An 18,122-nucleotide genomic window follows, 5' to 3' on the forward strand; every position below is an offset into this window, starting at 1 on the left:
TGCTGAAGCGATTCACCTGGCTTGAAATCCGCCCTGTAAATGTGAGGTGCAGTAACCATGGACCGTCTGCTCGATTCACTCTTCCCCACCGCTGATAGCATCCCGGAAACCTGGCGCCTGGGGGGCCCAATGGAACAACGCGAATACCTGGTCAACGGGCAACTGCGAACCTGGGACGGCCCGCTGGCCACGGTGCGCAGCCCAGTGTGGCTCAAGCAGGGTGACGAGGAGCAGCAGGTCATACTGGGCAGCGCCCCCTTGCTCGATGCCGATACCGCCCTCACCGCCCTCGATGCCGCCGTGCAGGCCTACGACAAGGGCCGCGGCGCCTGGCCGAACATGCGGGTGGCCGAGCGTATTCAGCACGTCGAGACCTTCCTCGCCCGTATGCGCGAACAGCGCCAGGCGGTGGTCAAGTTGCTGATGTGGGAGATCGGCAAGAACCTCAAGGACTCGGAAAAGGAATTCGACCGTACCTGCGACTACATCGTCGATACGATCAATGCCCTCAAAGACCTCGACCGCCGTTCCAGCCGCTTCGAACTGGAACAAGGCACGCTGGGCCAGATTCGCCGCGCCCCGCTTGGCGTGGCGCTGTGCATGGGCCCCTACAACTACCCGCTGAACGAAACCTTCACCACGCTGATCCCGGCGCTGATCATGGGTAACACCGTGGTGTTCAAACCGGCCAAGTTCGGCGTGCTGCTGATCCGCCCGCTGCTCGAAGCGTTCCGCGACAGCTTCCCCCCTGGGGTGATCAACGTCATTTACGGGCGCGGCCGCGAAACGGTCAGCGCACTGATGGCCAGTGGCAAGGTCGACGTGTTCGCCTTCATCGGCACGCACAAGGCTGCCAGCGATTTGAAAAAACTGCACCCACGCCCGCACCGCTTGCGCGCGGCCCTGGGCCTGGATGCCAAGAACCCTGGCATCGTGCTGCCGCAGGTCGACCTCGACAATGCGGTCGAAGAAGCGGTGACCGGGGCGTTGTCATTCAACGGGCAGCGCTGCACGGCCCTGAAGATCCTGTTTGTGCACGAGGACGTGGTCGAGGCCTTCCTCGACAAGTTCCAGCGCAAGCTGGCCGCGCTCAAGCCCGGCATGCCGTGGGAACCTGGCGTGGCCCTGACACCCCTACCCGAGCCCGGCAAAGTCGACTACCTCGATGGCCTGGTCGCCGATGCCAGGGCCAAGGGTGCCCAGGTGCTCAACGAAGGCGGCGGCCACAGCCGCGGCTCGTTCTTCTACCCGGCGCTGTTGTACCCGGTCAACCACAGCATGCGTGTGTACCACGAAGAGCAGTTCGGCCCGCTGGTACCGGTGGTGCCCTACCGCGACCTGCAAACGGTGATCGACTATGTGCTGGACTCTGACTACGGCCAGCAACTGAGCCTGTTCGGCAACGACCCGCAGACCATCGGCAGCCTGGTCGATATATTCGCCAACCAGGTCGGGCGCATCAACATCAACGCGCAATGCCAGCGTGGCCCTGACACCTACCCGTTCAACGGCCGCAAGAACAGCGCCGAAGGCACCTTGTCGGTGCATGACGCCTTGCGCGTATTCTCGATCCGTACGTTGGTGGCCACGCGCTTCCAGGAAGCCAACAAGGAACTGATCAGCGACATCATTCGCAATCGCCAGTCCAGCTTCCTGACCACGGACTACATCTTCTGACCGCTCGCTTTTGCGCCTGCATGACCGATTCCAGGCAACAGGGCACCGCACCGGTGCCCCTTGCCCAGGCGCATCGACATGGCAGCCCAACCCAAGACTGAGCGCCGACGAAAGCCGCGCCCGCACCCGGGGACATGTTCGGCGTAACTGAGCGGCGAGTTGAAAGCGGCAGCGCTTTGCTTGAAGCTTGAGGCTCGTAGCTTGGAGCTGCTTCATGCGAATCATCGACAAAACCGCCACCCAGGTGCGCAGCCTGACCCCTGCCGAAGAAGAGCTGCTGGTCGGCTTTGCCACAGGCACCCTGGGCGGCCCGCGCCTGCTGCAGGCCAATCAGCTACTGATGAAGGTGCGCAATGCCAACCAGTGGCTGGCCTGCGATTGCCGTAACGACGCCTTGCCGGTGCTCAATGTCACGCTCAATGGCAACACCGGCACGTTGTTCCTGAAGAACAACCCGGGTACCGCCGAGCATGCGCCCGGTTGCCCCTTCAGCAAAGACGAGCGCGAAGCCGCCGAGCGCGAAAACAACCCCGCGCCACCCGCCGCCTGGCTGCCACCCGATACGCCCCTGCGCCTGATTGGCGACTTCCGTGCCGGCGGCGCTGGCGAGGGTGGCGAAGGCAGCGAGCGACGCGCACAGCAGCGCCTGCTGGCGCTGTTGCTGACCTGGATCGAGACCAGTGGCCTGAACCTGTATGCCACGCACCTGAAGAAGGACCTGACCGGGCAGTTTGCCGAACTGCGCAGCGTGGCAAGCCGCTACCCGCTGCTGGAGCGGGTGCCGGCCAGCAACTACCTGGAAACCCGCCTGGACATGAAGCACATGATGATGCTCAAGGCTCGGTTGCGTGAAGCCAAGGTGTTCGGCAACCACCGCCGGCACGGCCTGTTGCTTGACTGCGTCGATCAGATCAAGGGGCGCAAGCTGTTCAACAACCGCAACGAAGACGGTTTCGACTTCCAGGGGCATCACTTGTACTGGGGCGGCAGCCGCACCGGCGGACCGCTGCTGGCGCTGACGCTTTATTCGCCGACCAGCGCCGGCAGCCACTACTACGAGCTGATCCATGTGGCCAGCGTGCCCGTGCTGTCCCGCGCCCACCTGTTCCCCGTGTACCGCGACGAAGAGCGTGAGCCGCTCAAGGCGTTGGTGTCGTTGGTCGACTGGATGGCCAGCAAGGGTGTGAAAGTGCAGATGCGCCGGCCGGTGATTGGTGGCGAGGTGGCAGACGAGTTGGTCATGACCTCGGATCAGGACCGGGTATTGTCGATATCGCTACTGGAACAACCGCTGGGCCCCGAGCCGGACGCGGAAAACTTCAAGCGCTACGCCGATTTCAAAAGCCCGGAAACCTTCCGCAAGTTCGTTGCCGGATTCTTCATGCGCGAACGTTGAACCGCGGCTGTTTTTCGCACGCATTGGCGCCATGGGCCAGCCTGCACTAGCGTAGTGCTACCAGCCAGGCAAAACGTTCATGCGGAGCCCCAACCCATCATGCCGGACCTGCGCCCGAACCCGACGCTATGCCTGCAGTACCGTGCCGAGCAGCCTATTCACCAAGCCTTCCTGCAACAGGCTGAGCGTTGTCCCGATGCCCCTGCAATCATCACAGCGGACAGGCTTTGCACATACGCCCAGCTAGCGCAGATCAGCCAAGGCATCGCTGCGCATTTGCTGGAAAATACCGCCAATAGCGACGACCGTGTGCTGATTGTTGCCGAACGGGGCGCGGCGCTGGTCTACGCCATGCTTGGCTGCCTGCGCGCCGGGCGGGCGTTCAGCGTGGCCGATGCGGCCTACCCTGCCGCCCGCCTGCAGCAGCTCGCCAGCAGCTTGGCACCTCGGGTAGTCCTGCGCTGTGGCCAGGCACACGTCGAAGCCGCAAACGCCAGTGTGCTGTCTGTGCCGCAGGACCCGGTCGAGGCACTGCACGCCTTTCACCGGCCAAAGGCGCAACTGCCCGCGGTCAGCGCAGAGCAAGCGGCGTACATCACCTTCACCTCGGGCAGCACCGGCGAGCCCAAGGCGATCGTTACCCATCATGCGCCGCTGGTGCACTTCATCGACTGGCATGTGCAACAGCACGGGTTGACCCAAGCCGACACGTTCTCGTTACTGTCCGGCCTCGGCCACGACCCGGTTTACCGCGATGTGTTCACGCCACTGTCGCTGGGCGCCAGCATTGCCTGCCCGGCCCAGGCCAGCATTACCGACCCTGCACAGCTAGCCAGCTGGATTGCGTTGCACCGCGTCAGTGTCATTCACCTCACCCCACCGCTGGGCAAGCTGATCGAGACCGGCGCGCAGCTGCAGGGCCAGCTGTTCAGGCAACTGCGTTACCTGTTCTGGGGCGGCGATGCACTCAGCCCGGCGCTGTACCAGCAAATGCGTGCCGTGGCGCCGAATGCCGTCAACGTAAATTTCTATGGCACCACCGAAACCCCGCAAGCCATGGCGTACCACACGCTCGACCCGACCGCGGAACAGGCCCGGGTGCCCCTGGGCAAAGGCATCGCCGATGCTCAACTGCTGGTCGTGAACGCGGCCGGGCAACTGGTGGGCGAAGGTGAAACCGGCGAAATCCTGATCCGCAGCCCCTACCTGTCCCTTGGCTATTGGGGCGACCCGGCGCTGACCGAAGCCAGGTTCATCACCAACCCGTTCACGGGGCTGGCCAGCGACCGCTGCTACCGCACTGGCGACCTGGGCACTTACCTGGCCGATGGCAGTGCCTGTTTCCTCGGCCGGGCTGACGGCCAGGTGAAAGTGCGGGGGCACCGCGTGGAACTGGCGGAGATAGAAAACGCCATCAGCCGTCTGCCTGTTGTCCGGCAGTGCGTAGTACTGGCCAACCATGACCACCCCTTGCCCCGCCTGATTGCCTACTGCGTCCTGCATCAGCCCGGCAGCGCCGACGACCTGCGCCTGGCTGTCGCCCGCCACTTGCCGGACTACATGGTGCCGGCACTGTTCATCTTCGTGCAGGCCATACCGCTGACCCCGAACGGCAAGGTCGACAAACGCGCCCTGCCCGCCCCGGTTCAAGAGCCGACCAGCCAACCCTCGTCAGCGCTGGCCGAGAAGCTGTCCCGCGAGTGGGCACGAATACTGCGGGTGCCGCGCCTGGACCCGCGCTTGAGCTTTGTCGAGCTGGGCGGTGACTCGCTTTCATTCGTACAGGCCTCGAGGGTACTCGAGGGGTTGATCGGCCACCTGCCAGAGCGCTGGGAAAGCCTGCCGGTCAACCGGCTGGCCGAGCTCAGCGCACCGCATGAAGGCGGCTGGCGGGCCATGGAGATGCCGGTGTTCGTGCGTATGCTCGCCATCATCCTGATCGTGGTCGGCCACCTCAGCGGCATGAGCCCTTGGCCGATCGTGGGCGAAACGTCGGTACTGTTCCTGGTCTCAGGCATCAGCCTGGCGCGTTTCCAGCTCAAGGCCATTGAAACCCGCGGAGATGCACGCACACTGCTGCCGTCCCTGGCCGCAATCGTGGTGCCAACCGTGCTGTATACCGCCCTGCTGCAACTGGTGTTCGACCGGGTGCATTGGCAATCGCTGCTGTTAGTGTCCAACTGGTTTGCGACCGGCGAGGTTGGCCTGTTCAACTACTGGTATATCGAAGTGCTGGTGCAGATGATCGTGATCATTGGCCTGGTGCTGTCGAGCAAGCGGGTGCGCCAGGCCGTCAACGCCGCCCCGTTCCGCTGGCTGATCCTGGCTGCCTGTACGCTGGTAGCGGTGGATGTGTTGCTCGACCGCTGGGTGTTCGACGCCAGTGGCCTGCTGCACCGGGTGCCGCAACACTTCCTGGCGGTGATGGTGCTGGGCATGGCCGTGCACCATGCCGATACCCCCGCACGCAAAGCGTTGGCCAGCGCGGTAGCGGTGCTGGTGGTCGCAGAACTGGACCTGATGGCGGTGGCCGGTATTGGTTGGCAGGCCGTCACCCACTACGTCGATATTGCCTTGCCGGCGATGCTGGCGCTGATCTGGCTGCGCGCAGTCCCCGTACCGGCCTGGCTGGCACGTGCGGGTGCGGTGATTGCTTCGGCCACCTTGTTCATCTACCTGACGCACTTCCAGTTCCAGTCGGTGGCGGACCGTATCGCCCCATACCTGCTGTTCGAGGTTGCCTTGGCCATCGCCGGGGGCGTGGCCGCGAGTGTTGCGTGGAATACCAGCACGCGCTGGCTGCTCAGCCGCTGGCGGGCTGGCCGAAAAACGCGCGGGGATGATGACGGGGTGCAACGCGTGACCTAGCCCGCCAGTTCAGCCAGGACTTCAGCCGACGTGGTGACCTGGCGGAAGTGGTGCTGCCATAGCTCGATGCCAAGCTTGCCGGAACGGTCCAGCGAGGAGCCGACCGTCATGTCGGTGACCAGGGTAGGCATCAGCCCGGCATCGAACAGGGCAAAGCCGGCGGCCAGCACACAGGTTTCGGTCTGCAGGCCACACACCAGCACGCGCTCCACGCCCATTTGCCGGATGTACGCGATCGCTTCGGCGCTTTGCCCGTAACCATGCTTGACGAACACCTGGTCAGCCTCCACCAGGCTTTCGTCCTCTGCCGCCGGGTGCCAGCCAAGCTGGCGGGCAAACGGCGTGACCCGCTCGTCGTGCAATTCGACCGAGGCTACGGTAGGAATATTGGCTGACAACCGACGCAGCCCATCGACCAGCCACTCGGGCGGGCTGAAGGTGGACTGGACATCGACGATTAACAACACCTGGCGCATGGGCGAATTCCGGCACGGGCAAAAGCGCGGAGTATAACGCGCTTGCACTGCTGCGGTGGCCACCCACGCCTGGCTGGCGCTCAGGCACGGCCAAACTGTCCAGTAAAGGCTTGCCCCCCGGTCACATCCGGCGCTGTTTCAGCTATGATCGGGCATCCCGCCGAGGACGCCGTGAACCATGCCCGTAGACCTGCACGCGTTGTACCCCAGGCTGATCCACCTGATGCTCGACACGGTCTTCGTGGTCGACCGGGACAACCAGATCATCTTTGTCAGCGATGCCTGCGAAGCGCTGCTGGGCTACCGGGCATGCGAGCTGGTCGGTACCGCGATTACCGACCACATGCACCCCGAAGACCTGGCAACCACCCGCGCTTCGATCCTGCGGGTCATGAACGGCCAACCGCATTACGACTTTCACAACCGCTACATCCGCAAGGACGGTGGCGTGGTACATATACTCTGGGCGGCCTGTTGGTCAGATGAGGCCCAAGCCCGCATCGGCGTGGCGCGGGACATTACCGCCCAGCACCAGGCCGAAGCCGAACTGCGCTTTCTGGCGGATCACGACCCGCTGACCCGGCTGGCCAACCGGGCCATGTTCAACCAACGGCTCGACGCCGCGCTGGCCAGCGCCCGGCGGCATGACCGCCCGCTGGCATTGCTGTTTCTCGATATCAACGATTTCAAGCAAATCAATGATAACCACGGCCACAGCGTGGGCGACCGGGTACTGTGCACACTGGCCCGGCGCCTGGAAAGTTGCGTAGCGGGCAGCGCGACGGTGGCGCGGATGGGCGGTGACGAGTTCACCGTGCTGTTGCCCGATTGCCCGTCAGCCGAGGTCGTGGCCGCACAGGTGCAGCATATCCTGGCCGTCATGGCCGAGCCGCTGGATGCCGAGTTGGCCGGGCTCCAGGCACCTTCCTGCAGCATCGGCATCGCGCGCTTCCCCGAAGACGGCACCGATGCCGACATGCTGCTGCGCCATGCTGACGGCCACATGTACCGGGTCAAACGGCAACGCACCGCGGCAGGCTGAACACAGATGAACAGGCGCGACCCTGAAGACGCTTTGCTCGACAGCTGGCAGCACAATGCCCAGGCCTGGATTGACGCGGTACGCAGCGGCGCCATCGAGAGCCGTCGCGAGGTGACTGACGCCGCCATCGTACTGGCGATACTAAGCCGCCAGCCCAGCCGCATACTCGACCTTGGCTGCGGAGAAGGCTGGTTGCTGCGCGCGCTGCATGCCCGGGGTATCGAGGCGGTGGGTGTCGATGGTGATCCGGCGCTGGTGGCGGCTGCGCGGGCTGAAGGCGCCGCGCAGGTGCACCTGGCCAGTTATGCGCAGCTGGCTGCTGCACAGGTGCAGGTGGGCGAAGACTATGACCTGGTCTGCGCCAACTTCGCCTTGCTGCACCAAGACATCATCCCGTTGCTGGCCGCGATGGGTGAGTTGCTGGTGCGGGGTGGTGCACTGGTGATCCAGACCCTCCACCCCTGGAGCGCCGCAGAGGGCGACTATCAGGACGGCTGGCGTGAGGAATCGTTTGCCGGATTCGCCGGGCACTGGCGGGCGATGCCATGGTACTTCCGCACCCTTGGCAGTTGGCTGAACGCGCTGGAGATGGCCGGGTTGCGCCTGGTTGGCCTGCAGGAACCGCAGCACCCGCAACGCGCGGTGCCGCAGTCGCTGCTCCTGGTAGCCGAGCGCCGTTGAAACTGGCGCGGCCTGGCGTCGCCATGGGGCGCATGACGCCCCAGGCTCCAGCGCCACCGCGTGGTCAGAGCACCGGCTTGCGCACTGCGCCGCTCCGGGCTTTGGCCATGGCCGCCAGGCGCACCGCGACGTTAGCCGCACCGTAGCCGCTATAACCCCCCTTGCGCTGGATGATCTCGAAGAAAAAGCGCTCTTCAAATGGCTCGGTGTACACATGGAACAGCTCGCCACCCTGGGCATCGCGGTCGTAGAGCACGTTGTAGTAAGCCAACTCGCTGAGGAACTCGTCGTCGAAATCGAAGCGCGCCGCCAGGTCGTCATAGTAGTTCAGCGGAATTTCCAGCAACGGCACACCGGCCAGCTTGGCGCGCGCCACTTCGCTGAAGATGTCGTCGCAATCGAAGGCAATATGGTGCACCCCGGAACCGCGATAACTGGACAGCGCATGAGCAATGGCGGTGTTGCGGTTTTCCGAAATGTTCAGCGGCAGGCGCAAGGTGCCGCACTGGCTGCGCAGGGCTCGGCTCTTGACCAGGCCGTACGGGTCGGGCAGCACCACCTCGTCGTCGGCGGCGAAATCGAACAGGCTCTTGTAGAACAACACCCAGCTGTCCAGCGACTCGGCTGGCAGCGCCAGGGCCATGTGGTCGATGCGGCGCAGGCCACCGGTGGCGGTTGCGCTCGGGTCCAGGCTGAAGTCGGTGTCATACAGGGTATGCCCGGCGGTGCCCTGCTCTACCAGGTACAACAGGCTGCCATCGGGTGCGCGTACCGCTGGCACCTCGCACTCGTTGGGGCCGACCAGGCCGCGGAACGGCTGGCCACGGTAGGCAGTGGCACGCTTGAGCGCAGCCTGCTGGTCCTTGACCCGCAGCGCGGTGGCGCACAATGACGGGCCATGGGCTTCGAAGAAGTTGTGGCCAAAGGAGTAAGGCTCTGCGTTCAACACGATGTTGATATCGCCCTGGCGCAGCAGTTGCACTTCCTTGCTGCGGTGCTTGCCCGCTTCGGCAAAGCCCAGCCGCTTCAGCCAACTGCCGAGGCGCGCGCCTACGGCCTCATCGACCGCAAATTCCAGGAACTCGACGCCGTCATAGCGACTGGCCGCGGGTGGGGTGAACAATACGCCAGGCTCGATCGGGGTATTTTCCTGTTCCAGGCGCAGCCGGGTTTGCTCTTCCAGGTACAACAACGAGCGCAGGCCGTCGGCGGCGTTCTGCCGGGTGGGCGCTGCACGGAAGCCGTCATTGAAGATTTCCAGCGACAGCGGGCCACGGTAGCCGGTGGCCAGGATCGGCGCGAGGAAGCCGGCCATGTCCATTTCGCCTTGCCCCGGGAAGCAGCGGAAGTGGCGGCTCCACTCCAGCACGTCCATCGCCAGGATCGGTGCGTCAGCCATCTGTACGAAGAAAATCTTGTCGCCAGGGATGTCGCGGATCGCGCGCGGGTCGCCCTTCAGCGACAAGGTATGGAAACTGTCGAGGATCACCCCGAGGGACGGGTGGTCAGCCTGACGCACCAGGTTCCAGACCTGCTGGTAGGTGTTGACGTGGCGGCCCCAGGCCAGCGCTTCGTAACCGATACGCAGGCCACGCTTGCCAGCATGTTCGGCAAGCAGCCGCAGGTCGTCGACCAGCACCTGTTCATCGCCCAGGGCATCGGCCTGGACGTTGCTGCACACCAGCACCAGGTCAGTACCCAGCTCCTGCATCAGGTCGAACTTGCGCTCGGCGCGGTCCAGGTTTTTCTGCAGGCGGTCGCGGCGGCAGCCTTCGAAATCACGAAACGGCTGGAACAAGGTAATGGCAATACCCAGGTCGGCGCACATCTGCCGCACCTGGCGGGGGCTGCCGGCATAATAGAGCAAGTCATTTTCGAAGATCTCGACGCCGTCGAAACCGGCGGCGGCGATGGCTTCGAGCTTTTCCGGCAGGGTGCCGCTCAAGGACACGGTAGCGATCGAACGCTGCATGGCGGGAGTTCCTTGTTGTTTGGAAGGTATACAGTGCCAGACAGGCAGAAAGACCTGTCACAGTTTATGGCACGATCGATTATTCGCAGGTAGAGTCGCTGCTTCAATCTCTTTGTACGGAATGGTTAGTTTTGCGTTCGATTATCGCACAAAACCCGTTTTAGCGAATTGCCAGTCAACTGGCCCGTGGTCAACATGATCCACAGACGCAGGCACACCGACCGCTGCCTCCTGCCTTGGCAAACACCCCTGGCGGAACCTGCGCAAACAACAATAACAACGGAGACAACGATGGCTCACTCCAGCTCGCAAGCAAAAAAAGCGACCGCCAGTGGATGGATAGGCTCGGCACTCGAGTACTACGACTTTTTCATCTATGCCCAGGCCGCTGCACTGATTTTCCCGCAGATCTTCTTCCCCAACACCGACCCGAAAATGGCCATCATCGCTTCGCTGGCCACCTATGGCGTGGGCTACCTGGCGCGCCCGGTGGGTGCCTTCGTGCTGGGCCACTGGGGTGATACGCGTGGCCGCAAGAACGTGTTGCTGCTGTGCATGTTCCTGATGGGCCTGTCGACCATGGCCGTGGGCCTGCTGCCCACCTACCACGACATCGGCTTCCTGGCACCGGCCTTGCTGGTGGTGCTGCGCCTGATCCAGGGCTTTGCCGTGGCCGGGGAAATCTCCGGCGCCAGTTCGATGATCATGGAACACGCGCCCTTCGGCCGAAGGGGCTACTATGCCAGCTTCACCCTGCAGGGTGTACAGGCGGGCCAGGTCATGGCAGCGGCGGTCTTCCTGCCACTGGCGTACTTCATGCCCAGCGAAGCCTTCAATGACTGGGGCTGGCGCATTCCCTTCCTGATGAGCGCCATCGTGCTGATCGCCGGTTTCATCATCCGCAAGGAAGTGCACGAAACCCCGGCATTCGTGAAGGAAGAGAAACAGGACAAAGTGGCCAAGTCGCCGATCAGCGAAGCGTTCCGCCACAGCTGGAAGCACATGGTGCTGGTGATGTTCATGGCCCTGATGAACGTGATTCCGGTAGTCGCCACCATCTTCGGTGCGGCCTACGCGGTGCAGCCGGCCTATGGCATCGGCTTCGACAAGAGCGTCTACCTGTGGATCCCCGTGGTCGGCAACATCGTCGCGGTGCTGGTGATTCCGTTTGTCGGCAACCTGTCGGACAAGATCGGCCGCCGCCCGACCATGATTGCCGGCTGCCTGGGCTCGGGCCTGCTGGCGTTCGTCTACCTGTATGCGATCAGCATTCAGAACGTGCCACTGGCATTCATCACCTCGATCGTCATGTGGGGCATGGTCTACCAGGGTTACAACGCGGTATTCCCAAGCTTCTACCCTGAGTTGTTCCAAACCCGCTACCGCGTTTCGGCCATGGCCATTGCGCAGAACATCGGCACCATGCTGACCGCCATGTTGCCGGCGCTGTTCGCCCTGGTTGCGCCACCCGGCTCGGACAACATCCCGCTGGTGATCGGTGGGCTGGCGTTCTTCATCACTTGCGTGTGTGCCCTGGCGGCCTACATTGCCCCGGAAACCCATCGCCTGGCGATGGAAGACCTGGGTAACCCGCAGGCCATGCCGATGGAGAAGCAAGCCTATGAAGCCAGCCGTAAAGGCAGCGTCCAGGCGGTAAGCCACTGACAGGCGCGGGGCCGCAAAGCGGCCCCAGCCATTTCAGCCCTGAACCACGCCCTGCAAGCGCGCCCACAGCCGCTCCACATCACCCCGCTCGGTCGGCAAGGCGCCGACCGACACCCGTACCATCCAGCGGCCATCCAGCGTCGCCGGGGTCACGTAGGCATCGCCGCTGGCGTTGAGCCGCTGCGCCCAACCCTGGGTGTAGGTGTCCAACGCCTCGCCCTCCAGCCCGTGCGGCCGATGACGAATGCACAAGGTCTGCAACTGCACGGGCGCCAACAGCTCCCAGCCTTGCGCAGCGCTGACCTGCCCAGCCAGCCAGCGGGCATTGTCCAGGTCGCGTCGCAGCCGCGCCTGCAACGCTTCCACGCCCTCGCTGCGCAGCATGAACCACAGTTTCAACGCACGGAACCGGCGCCCCAGCGGGATGCCCCAGTCGCGCAGGTTCTTCACCTCGCCATCCACTGCCGACTGCAGGTAGCTGGGGTTGGTGCTCATCACCCGGATCAGGTGCTGCGGGTCGCGCACGTAATAGATCGAGCAATCGAACGCCACGCCCAGCCACTTGTGCGCGTTGACCACCACCGAATCGGCCAGCTCGATACCTTCCCACATCCAGCGGCATTCCGGCAGGATCATCGCCGAACCGGCCATGGCCGAGTCGACGTGCAGCCACAGGCCATGGGCCTGGGCGATTTCGCCGATCGGGCGCAGCGGGTCCAGGGCTGTGGTGGTGGTGGTGCCGGTGGTGGCCACCACGGCGCAGGGCTGGTTGCCGGCAGCCAGGTCCTGCTCGATGGCCGCCTGCAAAGCCTGCGGGCGCAGCGCGTAGTGTTCGTCGGTGGGGATCAGGCGGATGTTGTCACGCCCGAAACCGGCCAGCAACGCGGCCTTGTCCACCGAGCTGTGGGCGTGGGCACTGATATACACGACCAATGGCCTGGCTTCGGCCTGCAGGCCACCACGCACCAAAGCGTAACCGGTGGCGCGTTCGCGGGCGCTGATCAACGCCACCAGGGTGCTGGTCGAGGCGGTGTCCTGGATGACCCCGCTCCATTGGCTGGACAAACCCAGCAACTGGCGCAGCCAGTCGAGGGTGGTCTCTTCCAGTTCGCTCAGGGCCGGGCTGGACTGCCATGACAGGCCCAGCACGCCCAGGCCGGTACTGAGGAAGTCACCCAGTACCGAGGACAAGGTGCCATTGGAGGGGAAGTAGCCATAGAAGTCAGGGTGCTGCCAGTGGGACAGGCCAGGCATGAGCAATGCGTTGACGTCGTCGAGAATGGCCTCGAAGGGTTCACCTTGCTGGGGGGCTTGCCCTGGCAAGGCGGCCTTGAGGTAACCGGGTTCGACCTGGGCCATGACCGGGCGCTCGCCCACGGTCTGGCGGTAGTCGGCGATCAGGTCGATCAGCTGGTGGCCGTATTGGCGGAATTGTTCGGGGGTCACGCGGGCTCTCCTTTGGTCATCCGTAGCCTGTTATGGCCCTGTCGCAGGCAAGCCAGCGCCCACAGCACGGGACGCTGGCTTGGACAGAGCCAGCACAGGCAACACAATGCCCCCAGTCTAGGCACCTATGCCCAGACGAATACCCCCATGTCACGCATAGTTGCTATGGCAAACGCGCATGCCCACCCTGCACGCCGAACTGCGACTGGCGCCACAGCTCGAACACCCGGTTGCGTAACCAGCGGTGCTCGGCCGAGGCCTGCAGACGCTGGTGCCACACTACCCAGTAGCGCTGGCTATGGTCGATAAACCCCAGCGGCCGCCAGGCCAGGCCATGCAAGCGGCTCAGTTGCCGGGCAATGTGCTCGGGGACGGTGGCCACGGCCTGGCTGCCGGCAACCACCTTGACCGTGGCGCAGAAAAACGGCACCTCCAGGCTGACCCGCCGCTGCAGGCCCTGGGCGCGCAGGTGGCGGTCGATGAAGCTGTCCTTGTCACCGCCACCGGAAATACGCACGTGCTTGTGCGCCAGGTAGTCCGCCTGGCTGAGCGTGGCTTGCGCCGTCAGCGGATGGTCGCGGCGCATCAGGCACACCGCGCGGTCCTCACCCAGCAGGCGCCCGTGCAGGTTGGGTGGCGACTCGTCGAACAGCGTGGTCGCCAGGTCGATCTCGCCGCTGGCCAGCAAGGCATACTGGCCTGCCTGCCAGGTGCGGTATTCCAGGGAAACCCCCGGCGCTTCCTGTTCCAGCGCAGCCACCAGCAACGGCAGCATGTGTTCGGCCACATAGTCCGAGGCAGCCAGGCAGAAGCGCCGCTCGCAGCGGGCCGGGTCGAAGACTGCGGGCTGCCGCAGGGCCTGTAGCTCTTCAAGCACTTGCCGCAGGGGCTCGACCAGGGTTTCGGCGTGTTCGCTGAGCACGTAGCCACGGCCTTGGCGGACCAGCAAGGGGTCGCCGAACGCTTCGCGCAGCAGGGCCAGTTGGCGGCTCAGGGCCGGCTGGCTGACGCCGAGACGCTCGGCAGCATGGCTGAGGTTCTTCAGCTGCAGCAGGTAGTCGAGGGTGCGCAGGTGGGCGAGGCTGAGGGAGGCGAAGGTGGGGTTCATCGGGGTTCGGCTCCGGACCGCTGCGAGGGGCATTGCCCTCGTTTCGCGACACAAGGTCGCGCCTACAGAAGCGGCCTTGCGACGCGATGGGCCGCAAAGCGGCCCCCATTGCACAGATCAGTCGGTCAGACCAACATAAACGTTCTGCACATCATCGTTCTCGTCGATCGCTTCGAGGAACGCTTCAACCTCAGCCAGCGCTTCGGCACTCAGGCTGGCCGCGCTCACCGGGTTTTTCGGGGTATAGCCGATTTTCGCCGAGGTCACGGTGAAGCCATGCTCGGGTAGGGCCTTCTGCACCGCGTCCAGGTCGGTAGTGTCGGTAATGAACAGGGTCGAGCCCTCTTCTTCACCTTCTTCGAAGTCCTGGGCGCCGGCTTCGATGGCGGCCATTTCCGGGTCGGCATCGCCTTCGGGGGTGGCTTCGATCAGGCCGACATGGTTGAAGTCCCAGGTCACCGAACCGCTGGCGCCCAGCTGGCCCTTGCGGAACAGCACGCGGATCTGCGCAACGGTGCGGTTGACGTTGTCGGTGAGGCACTCGACGATCAGCGGCACCTGGTGCGGGGCAAACCCTTCGTAGCTGACGGCATGGTACTGCACGGCCTCGCCGTCCAGGCCAGCGCCTTTCTTGATGGCGCGTTCCAGGGTTTCACGGGTCATTGAGGCTTTCTTGGCCTGCACGATGGCCAGACGCAGGCGCGGGTTCATGTCCGGGTCGGCGCCAGATTTGGCCGCAATCTGAATTTCCTTGGCCAGCTTGCCCATGATCTTGCCCTTGGCATTGGCAGCTGTTTCTCTATGCTTGGCTTTCCACTGTGCGCCCATGTCGACTCTCTTTGTTTCAGCGGCCGGTTCAGGAAGCGACCGGCCAAAAGTGGGTGCAGTTTATACGCCCTCACGCATGGGTTCGACAAGAAATCTCATCAGCCTTGATCCGCCTTGCCTGCCGCCGTGGCAGCCACCTGGCGCTGAACTGCCCCTAGCGGGTAGCGATCACGAACAACCTCGGGAACGGCAACAGCACCTTGCCATCGGTGGCCGGCGGATAGTCGCGCTGCATGGCCTGCAGGTACATCTGCAAGAAATCACCCTGCGCCTGCTCATCGAGCCTGGCCAGGTAAGGGCGTAAAGCCGAGCCTTTGAACCACTCTACCACGGCCTCGGCGCCGCCCATCAGCGGGTGGTGGTAGGTGGTGCGCCATACATCGACCCGCGCGCACAGCGGGCTGAGCAGGTCGTAGTAATAGGCCGCCCCATGCCGGGGTGGCAGTTGCAGGTCGGCGAACTTCGCGGCCCGTGGCCCCTGGCTGGCAATCTCGCGCAATTGCCGGTGGGCAGGCTCATCGAGGTTGTCGGGGGTCTGCACCGCCAGGCTGGCGCCTTCGCTCAACTGGCGCACCAGGTGCGGGTACAGGTCGGCATGCTCGGGCACCCACTGCAGCGAGGCGTTGGCAAGGATCAGGTCCTGCGGCTCCGGGGCCGACCAACTGCTGATGTCGGCAACCACCGTGCGCACCCGTGGGATGCACAGGCGTTTGCGTTCCCGGGCCTTGGCGATCATGTCCGGGTCGCTGTCCAGCGCCGTTACCTGGGCATCGGGGTAACGCTGCAGCAGTACCTCGGTGGAGTTGCCAGGGCCGCAACCCAGGTCGGTGGCGTGGCGTACCGGCCGTGACGGCACAGCGGCGAGCAGGTCGCGCACGGCGCGTGTACGTTCGTCTTCGAACAGCGAATACTGGGTGGCGGACCAGGCCATGTGCAGCTCCTCCAGGCGGGTGATACGTGGAGCATACGCCATGTGACGCCCGTCTAGGTCGCTGCGGCACGCGCAATGAACTGTTGGGCTGCCTGCAGGGTCATCTGCTGTATGCGCACCCCCCTGAAAACCTATATCGCCATTGCCATCCTGGCCCTGATCGCGGCTGCCGCCCTGCTCGGCTCACCGTGGATGAACCAGGGCTTTCACTTGCCCGCCGAAAAAACCCAGGCCCAACAACGCGAAACGGCCGGGTCCCCACGGGAGCCGGCCGTTTCCAATCGCGAGTGACGCTTAGTGCTGCTTGCTGCCAGAGCGGATCTGGTGCACCACACCCATGGCCACCACGATGGCCGCGGCCACACCGGTGGAGATCACCAGGATCTGGTAGTCAGGCATGAAGGCCATGGTGACCAATGCCGCCACGATGAAAGCGATGACCAGGTAGGTCAGCCAGGGGAACAGCCACATTTTCAGGCGCACTTCCTTACCCTCAGCGATCAGCTTGCGGCGCATGCGCAGTTGCGAGAAAGCGATCACCAGGTACACCAGCAGGGCAATCATGCCAGTGGTGTTCATCAGGGTTTCCAGCACGTCTTTCGGGCGCAGGGTCTCACTGAAGTTGATCAGCGCGCAGACCACGGCCACCGCGCACGAACCCATGATCGCGTACACCGGCACCCCGGTGCCGGCGCGGGTGATCTTGAAGAACGACGGTGCATCGCCCCGCTGGGCCAGCGAGAACAGCATGCGCGAAGCGGTGTAATGGCCAGATATCAGGCAGCTGCTGACCGAAGTCAGTACCACGAAGTTCATCAGCAGCTCGGCGTACGGCACGCCCAGCAGCTCCAGGGTACGGCGGTAGGCGCCATAGCCGGAAACCCCCAGGTGCGGGTCGTTCCACGGTACCAGGCAGACGATCAGGAAGATCGAACCGACGTAGAACAGGCACACCCGCCACACCACCGAGTTTGTCGCCTTGACGATCTGTGCGGCCGGGTCTTTGGCTTCGGAAGCGGCAATGGTGACGATTTCTGCGCCGAGGAAGGCGAACATCACCCCCAACAAGGCGCCAATGACCGTGGTAATGCCGTTGGGCATGAACCCTTCGGCGGTGAGGTGGCTGATGCCACGGACTTCACCGAACTGCCAGACGTTGGTGACCGCAGCGGTACACACGATCAGGAAGCAGACGATCGCGATCACCTTGATCAGGGCGAACCAGAACTCGAACTCACCGTAGTGCTTGACGTTGAAGAAGTTGACGGTGATCAGCAACAGGGTCGTGGCCAGCACGAACACGTTGACGCTCACATCCGGGAAGAACCCATGCAGGATCTTGCCGGCTACGTAAGCTTCCCAGGCCATCAGAATGACCCAGTACCACCAGTAGAGCCAGCCGATGGTGAAGCCGGCCCAGCGGCCGATGGCACGGTCGGCGTAGGTGGAGAACGAGCCGGTATCAGGCGAGGAAGTTGCCATTTCACCCAGCATGCGCATGATCAGCACCACCAGGATGCCGCCTGCCAGGTAGGCCAGGACAGCGGCTGGGCCGGCGCTGTGGATCACGCTGCCGGAACCGACGAACAAGGCGCCGCCGATAACCCCGGCGATCGACATCATCGTCAGGTGGCGCGACTTAAGCGAGGCACTGAGCTTGCTCTCGTGCCCGCTTTTCGCGGTGGTGGTAGTGGATGTTGCGTCCATCAGTTGTGTACCCCGTGCTTCTTTTTATCCAAGGAAAACCGTGAAACCCCGATGGCTGGCGGCTTCACCTGTACATCAGTGCTAATGCGGGCAGGATGGTGTGCGCGAACACACGCAGGCCTTCCATGGCGGCCTGCTGACGCGCCCCAGGGCTGGCGCCTGGCGCGAACTGAACATGCTATTGGTGGCGATATCTGACACCTAATGTAAAAATGTCCGACGCAGAGAGCCATGCACAGTGGCATCAAACTCGCACTGCACTGTACAGGTCGCCTATGCAGTACACCCTGCAATTGCCTGGCGATACGCACCCTGAAGGCCCCGA

The 18,122-nt window shown here is 63.9% G+C and carries 14 protein-coding genes; 7 read left to right on the forward strand and 7 right to left on the reverse strand.

The window, feature by feature from the left end:
- Positions 1-57: 57 nt before the first annotated feature.
- From ACF8SD_RS10620 to ACF8SD_RS10630, 3 genes are all read left to right on the forward strand, one after another.
- The gene (locus ACF8SD_RS10620; RefSeq protein ID WP_173889630.1) at positions 58-1,677 is read left to right on the forward strand and encodes an NADP-dependent glyceraldehyde-3-phosphate dehydrogenase; all 1,620 of its coding nucleotides are present in this window, start codon (positions 58-60) and stop codon (positions 1,675-1,677) included.
- Positions 1,678-1,891: 214 nt separating this feature from the next.
- Positions 1,892-3,073 carry a hypothetical protein gene (locus ACF8SD_RS10625; protein WP_392484876.1) on the forward strand — a complete coding sequence of 394 codons (1,182 nt, stop codon included), beginning with the start codon at positions 1,892-1,894 and terminating at the stop codon, positions 3,071-3,073.
- A gap of 99 nt (positions 3,074-3,172) precedes the next feature.
- Positions 3,173-5,941, forward strand: a complete 2,769-nt coding sequence (locus ACF8SD_RS10630; RefSeq protein ID WP_392484877.1) for an amino acid adenylation domain-containing protein — start codon at positions 3,173-3,175, stop codon at positions 5,939-5,941.
- Here the strand turns inward: ACF8SD_RS10630 and ACF8SD_RS10635 are convergent.
- A complete protein-coding gene (locus tag ACF8SD_RS10635; protein ID WP_009685570.1) occupies positions 5,938-6,417 on the reverse strand; it encodes an isochorismatase family protein in 480 nt (159 codons plus the stop codon). The two genes, ACF8SD_RS10630 and ACF8SD_RS10635, sit on opposite strands and share 4 nt — an antisense overlap.
- A gap of 178 nt (positions 6,418-6,595) precedes the next feature.
- Between ACF8SD_RS10635 and ACF8SD_RS10640 the strand changes: the two genes are divergently transcribed.
- Positions 6,596-7,459, forward strand: coding sequence for a diguanylate cyclase domain-containing protein (locus ACF8SD_RS10640; protein ID WP_392484878.1), 864 nt, complete (start codon positions 6,596-6,598; stop codon positions 7,457-7,459).
- A 6-nt stretch (positions 7,460-7,465) separates the two neighbouring features.
- The gene (locus ACF8SD_RS10645) at positions 7,466-8,140 is read left to right on the forward strand and encodes a bifunctional 2-polyprenyl-6-hydroxyphenol methylase/3-demethylubiquinol 3-O-methyltransferase UbiG (protein WP_173889638.1); all 675 of its coding nucleotides are present in this window, start codon (positions 7,466-7,468) and stop codon (positions 8,138-8,140) included.
- 64 nt (positions 8,141-8,204) lie between these two features.
- On the opposite strand, the gene quiC is transcribed toward ACF8SD_RS10645, so the two are convergent.
- Positions 8,205-10,112: a 3-dehydroshikimate dehydratase QuiC gene (gene quiC, locus ACF8SD_RS10650; protein ID WP_173889640.1), complete on the reverse strand. Its 1,908-nt coding sequence runs from the start codon at positions 10,110-10,112 to the stop codon at positions 8,205-8,207.
- A 291-nt stretch (positions 10,113-10,403) separates the two neighbouring features.
- Between quiC and ACF8SD_RS10655 the strand changes: the two genes are divergently transcribed.
- Positions 10,404-11,777, forward strand: a complete 1,374-nt coding sequence (locus ACF8SD_RS10655) for an MFS transporter (RefSeq protein WP_392484880.1) — start codon at positions 10,404-10,406, stop codon at positions 11,775-11,777.
- Positions 11,778-11,810: 33 nt separating this feature from the next.
- Here the strand turns inward: ACF8SD_RS10655 and ACF8SD_RS10660 are convergent, their stop codons facing one another.
- The 4 genes from ACF8SD_RS10660 to tam form a co-directional block, all read right to left on the reverse strand.
- On the reverse strand, positions 11,811-13,223 hold the full coding sequence (locus tag ACF8SD_RS10660; RefSeq protein ID WP_392484881.1) for a DOPA decarboxylase: 1,413 nt from the start codon (positions 13,221-13,223) through the stop codon (positions 11,811-11,813).
- 163 nt (positions 13,224-13,386) lie between these two features.
- On the reverse strand, positions 13,387-14,331 hold the full coding sequence (locus ACF8SD_RS10665) for a LysR family transcriptional regulator (RefSeq protein ID WP_173889646.1): 945 nt from the start codon (positions 14,329-14,331) through the stop codon (positions 13,387-13,389).
- Positions 14,332-14,448: 117 nt separating this feature from the next.
- Positions 14,449-15,159 (reverse strand): YebC/PmpR family DNA-binding transcriptional regulator, encoded by a 711-nt coding sequence (locus ACF8SD_RS10670; protein ID WP_009685578.1) that lies wholly within the window; start codon positions 15,157-15,159, stop codon positions 14,449-14,451.
- A 154-nt stretch (positions 15,160-15,313) separates the two neighbouring features.
- The gene (gene tam / locus ACF8SD_RS10675) at positions 15,314-16,090 is read right to left on the reverse strand and encodes a trans-aconitate 2-methyltransferase (protein WP_392484901.1); all 777 of its coding nucleotides are present in this window, start codon (positions 16,088-16,090) and stop codon (positions 15,314-15,316) included.
- A gap of 111 nt (positions 16,091-16,201) precedes the next feature.
- Between tam and ACF8SD_RS10680 the strand changes: the two genes are divergently transcribed.
- Positions 16,202-16,381, forward strand: a complete 180-nt coding sequence (locus tag ACF8SD_RS10680) for a hypothetical protein (protein ID WP_392484883.1) — start codon at positions 16,202-16,204, stop codon at positions 16,379-16,381.
- Positions 16,382-16,384: 3 nt separating this feature from the next.
- Here the strand turns inward: ACF8SD_RS10680 and ACF8SD_RS10685 are convergent, their stop codons facing one another.
- Positions 16,385-17,797 carry an amino acid permease gene (locus ACF8SD_RS10685; protein WP_009685581.1) on the reverse strand — a complete coding sequence of 471 codons (1,413 nt, stop codon included), beginning with the start codon at positions 17,795-17,797 and terminating at the stop codon, positions 16,385-16,387.
- Between the last annotated feature and the right edge of the window lie 325 nt (positions 17,798-18,122).

It is taken from the genome of Pseudomonas sp. CJQ_9 (assembly GCF_043106615.1).
GTDB classification, from domain to species: domain Bacteria; phylum Pseudomonadota; class Gammaproteobacteria; order Pseudomonadales; family Pseudomonadaceae; genus Aquipseudomonas; species Aquipseudomonas juntendi.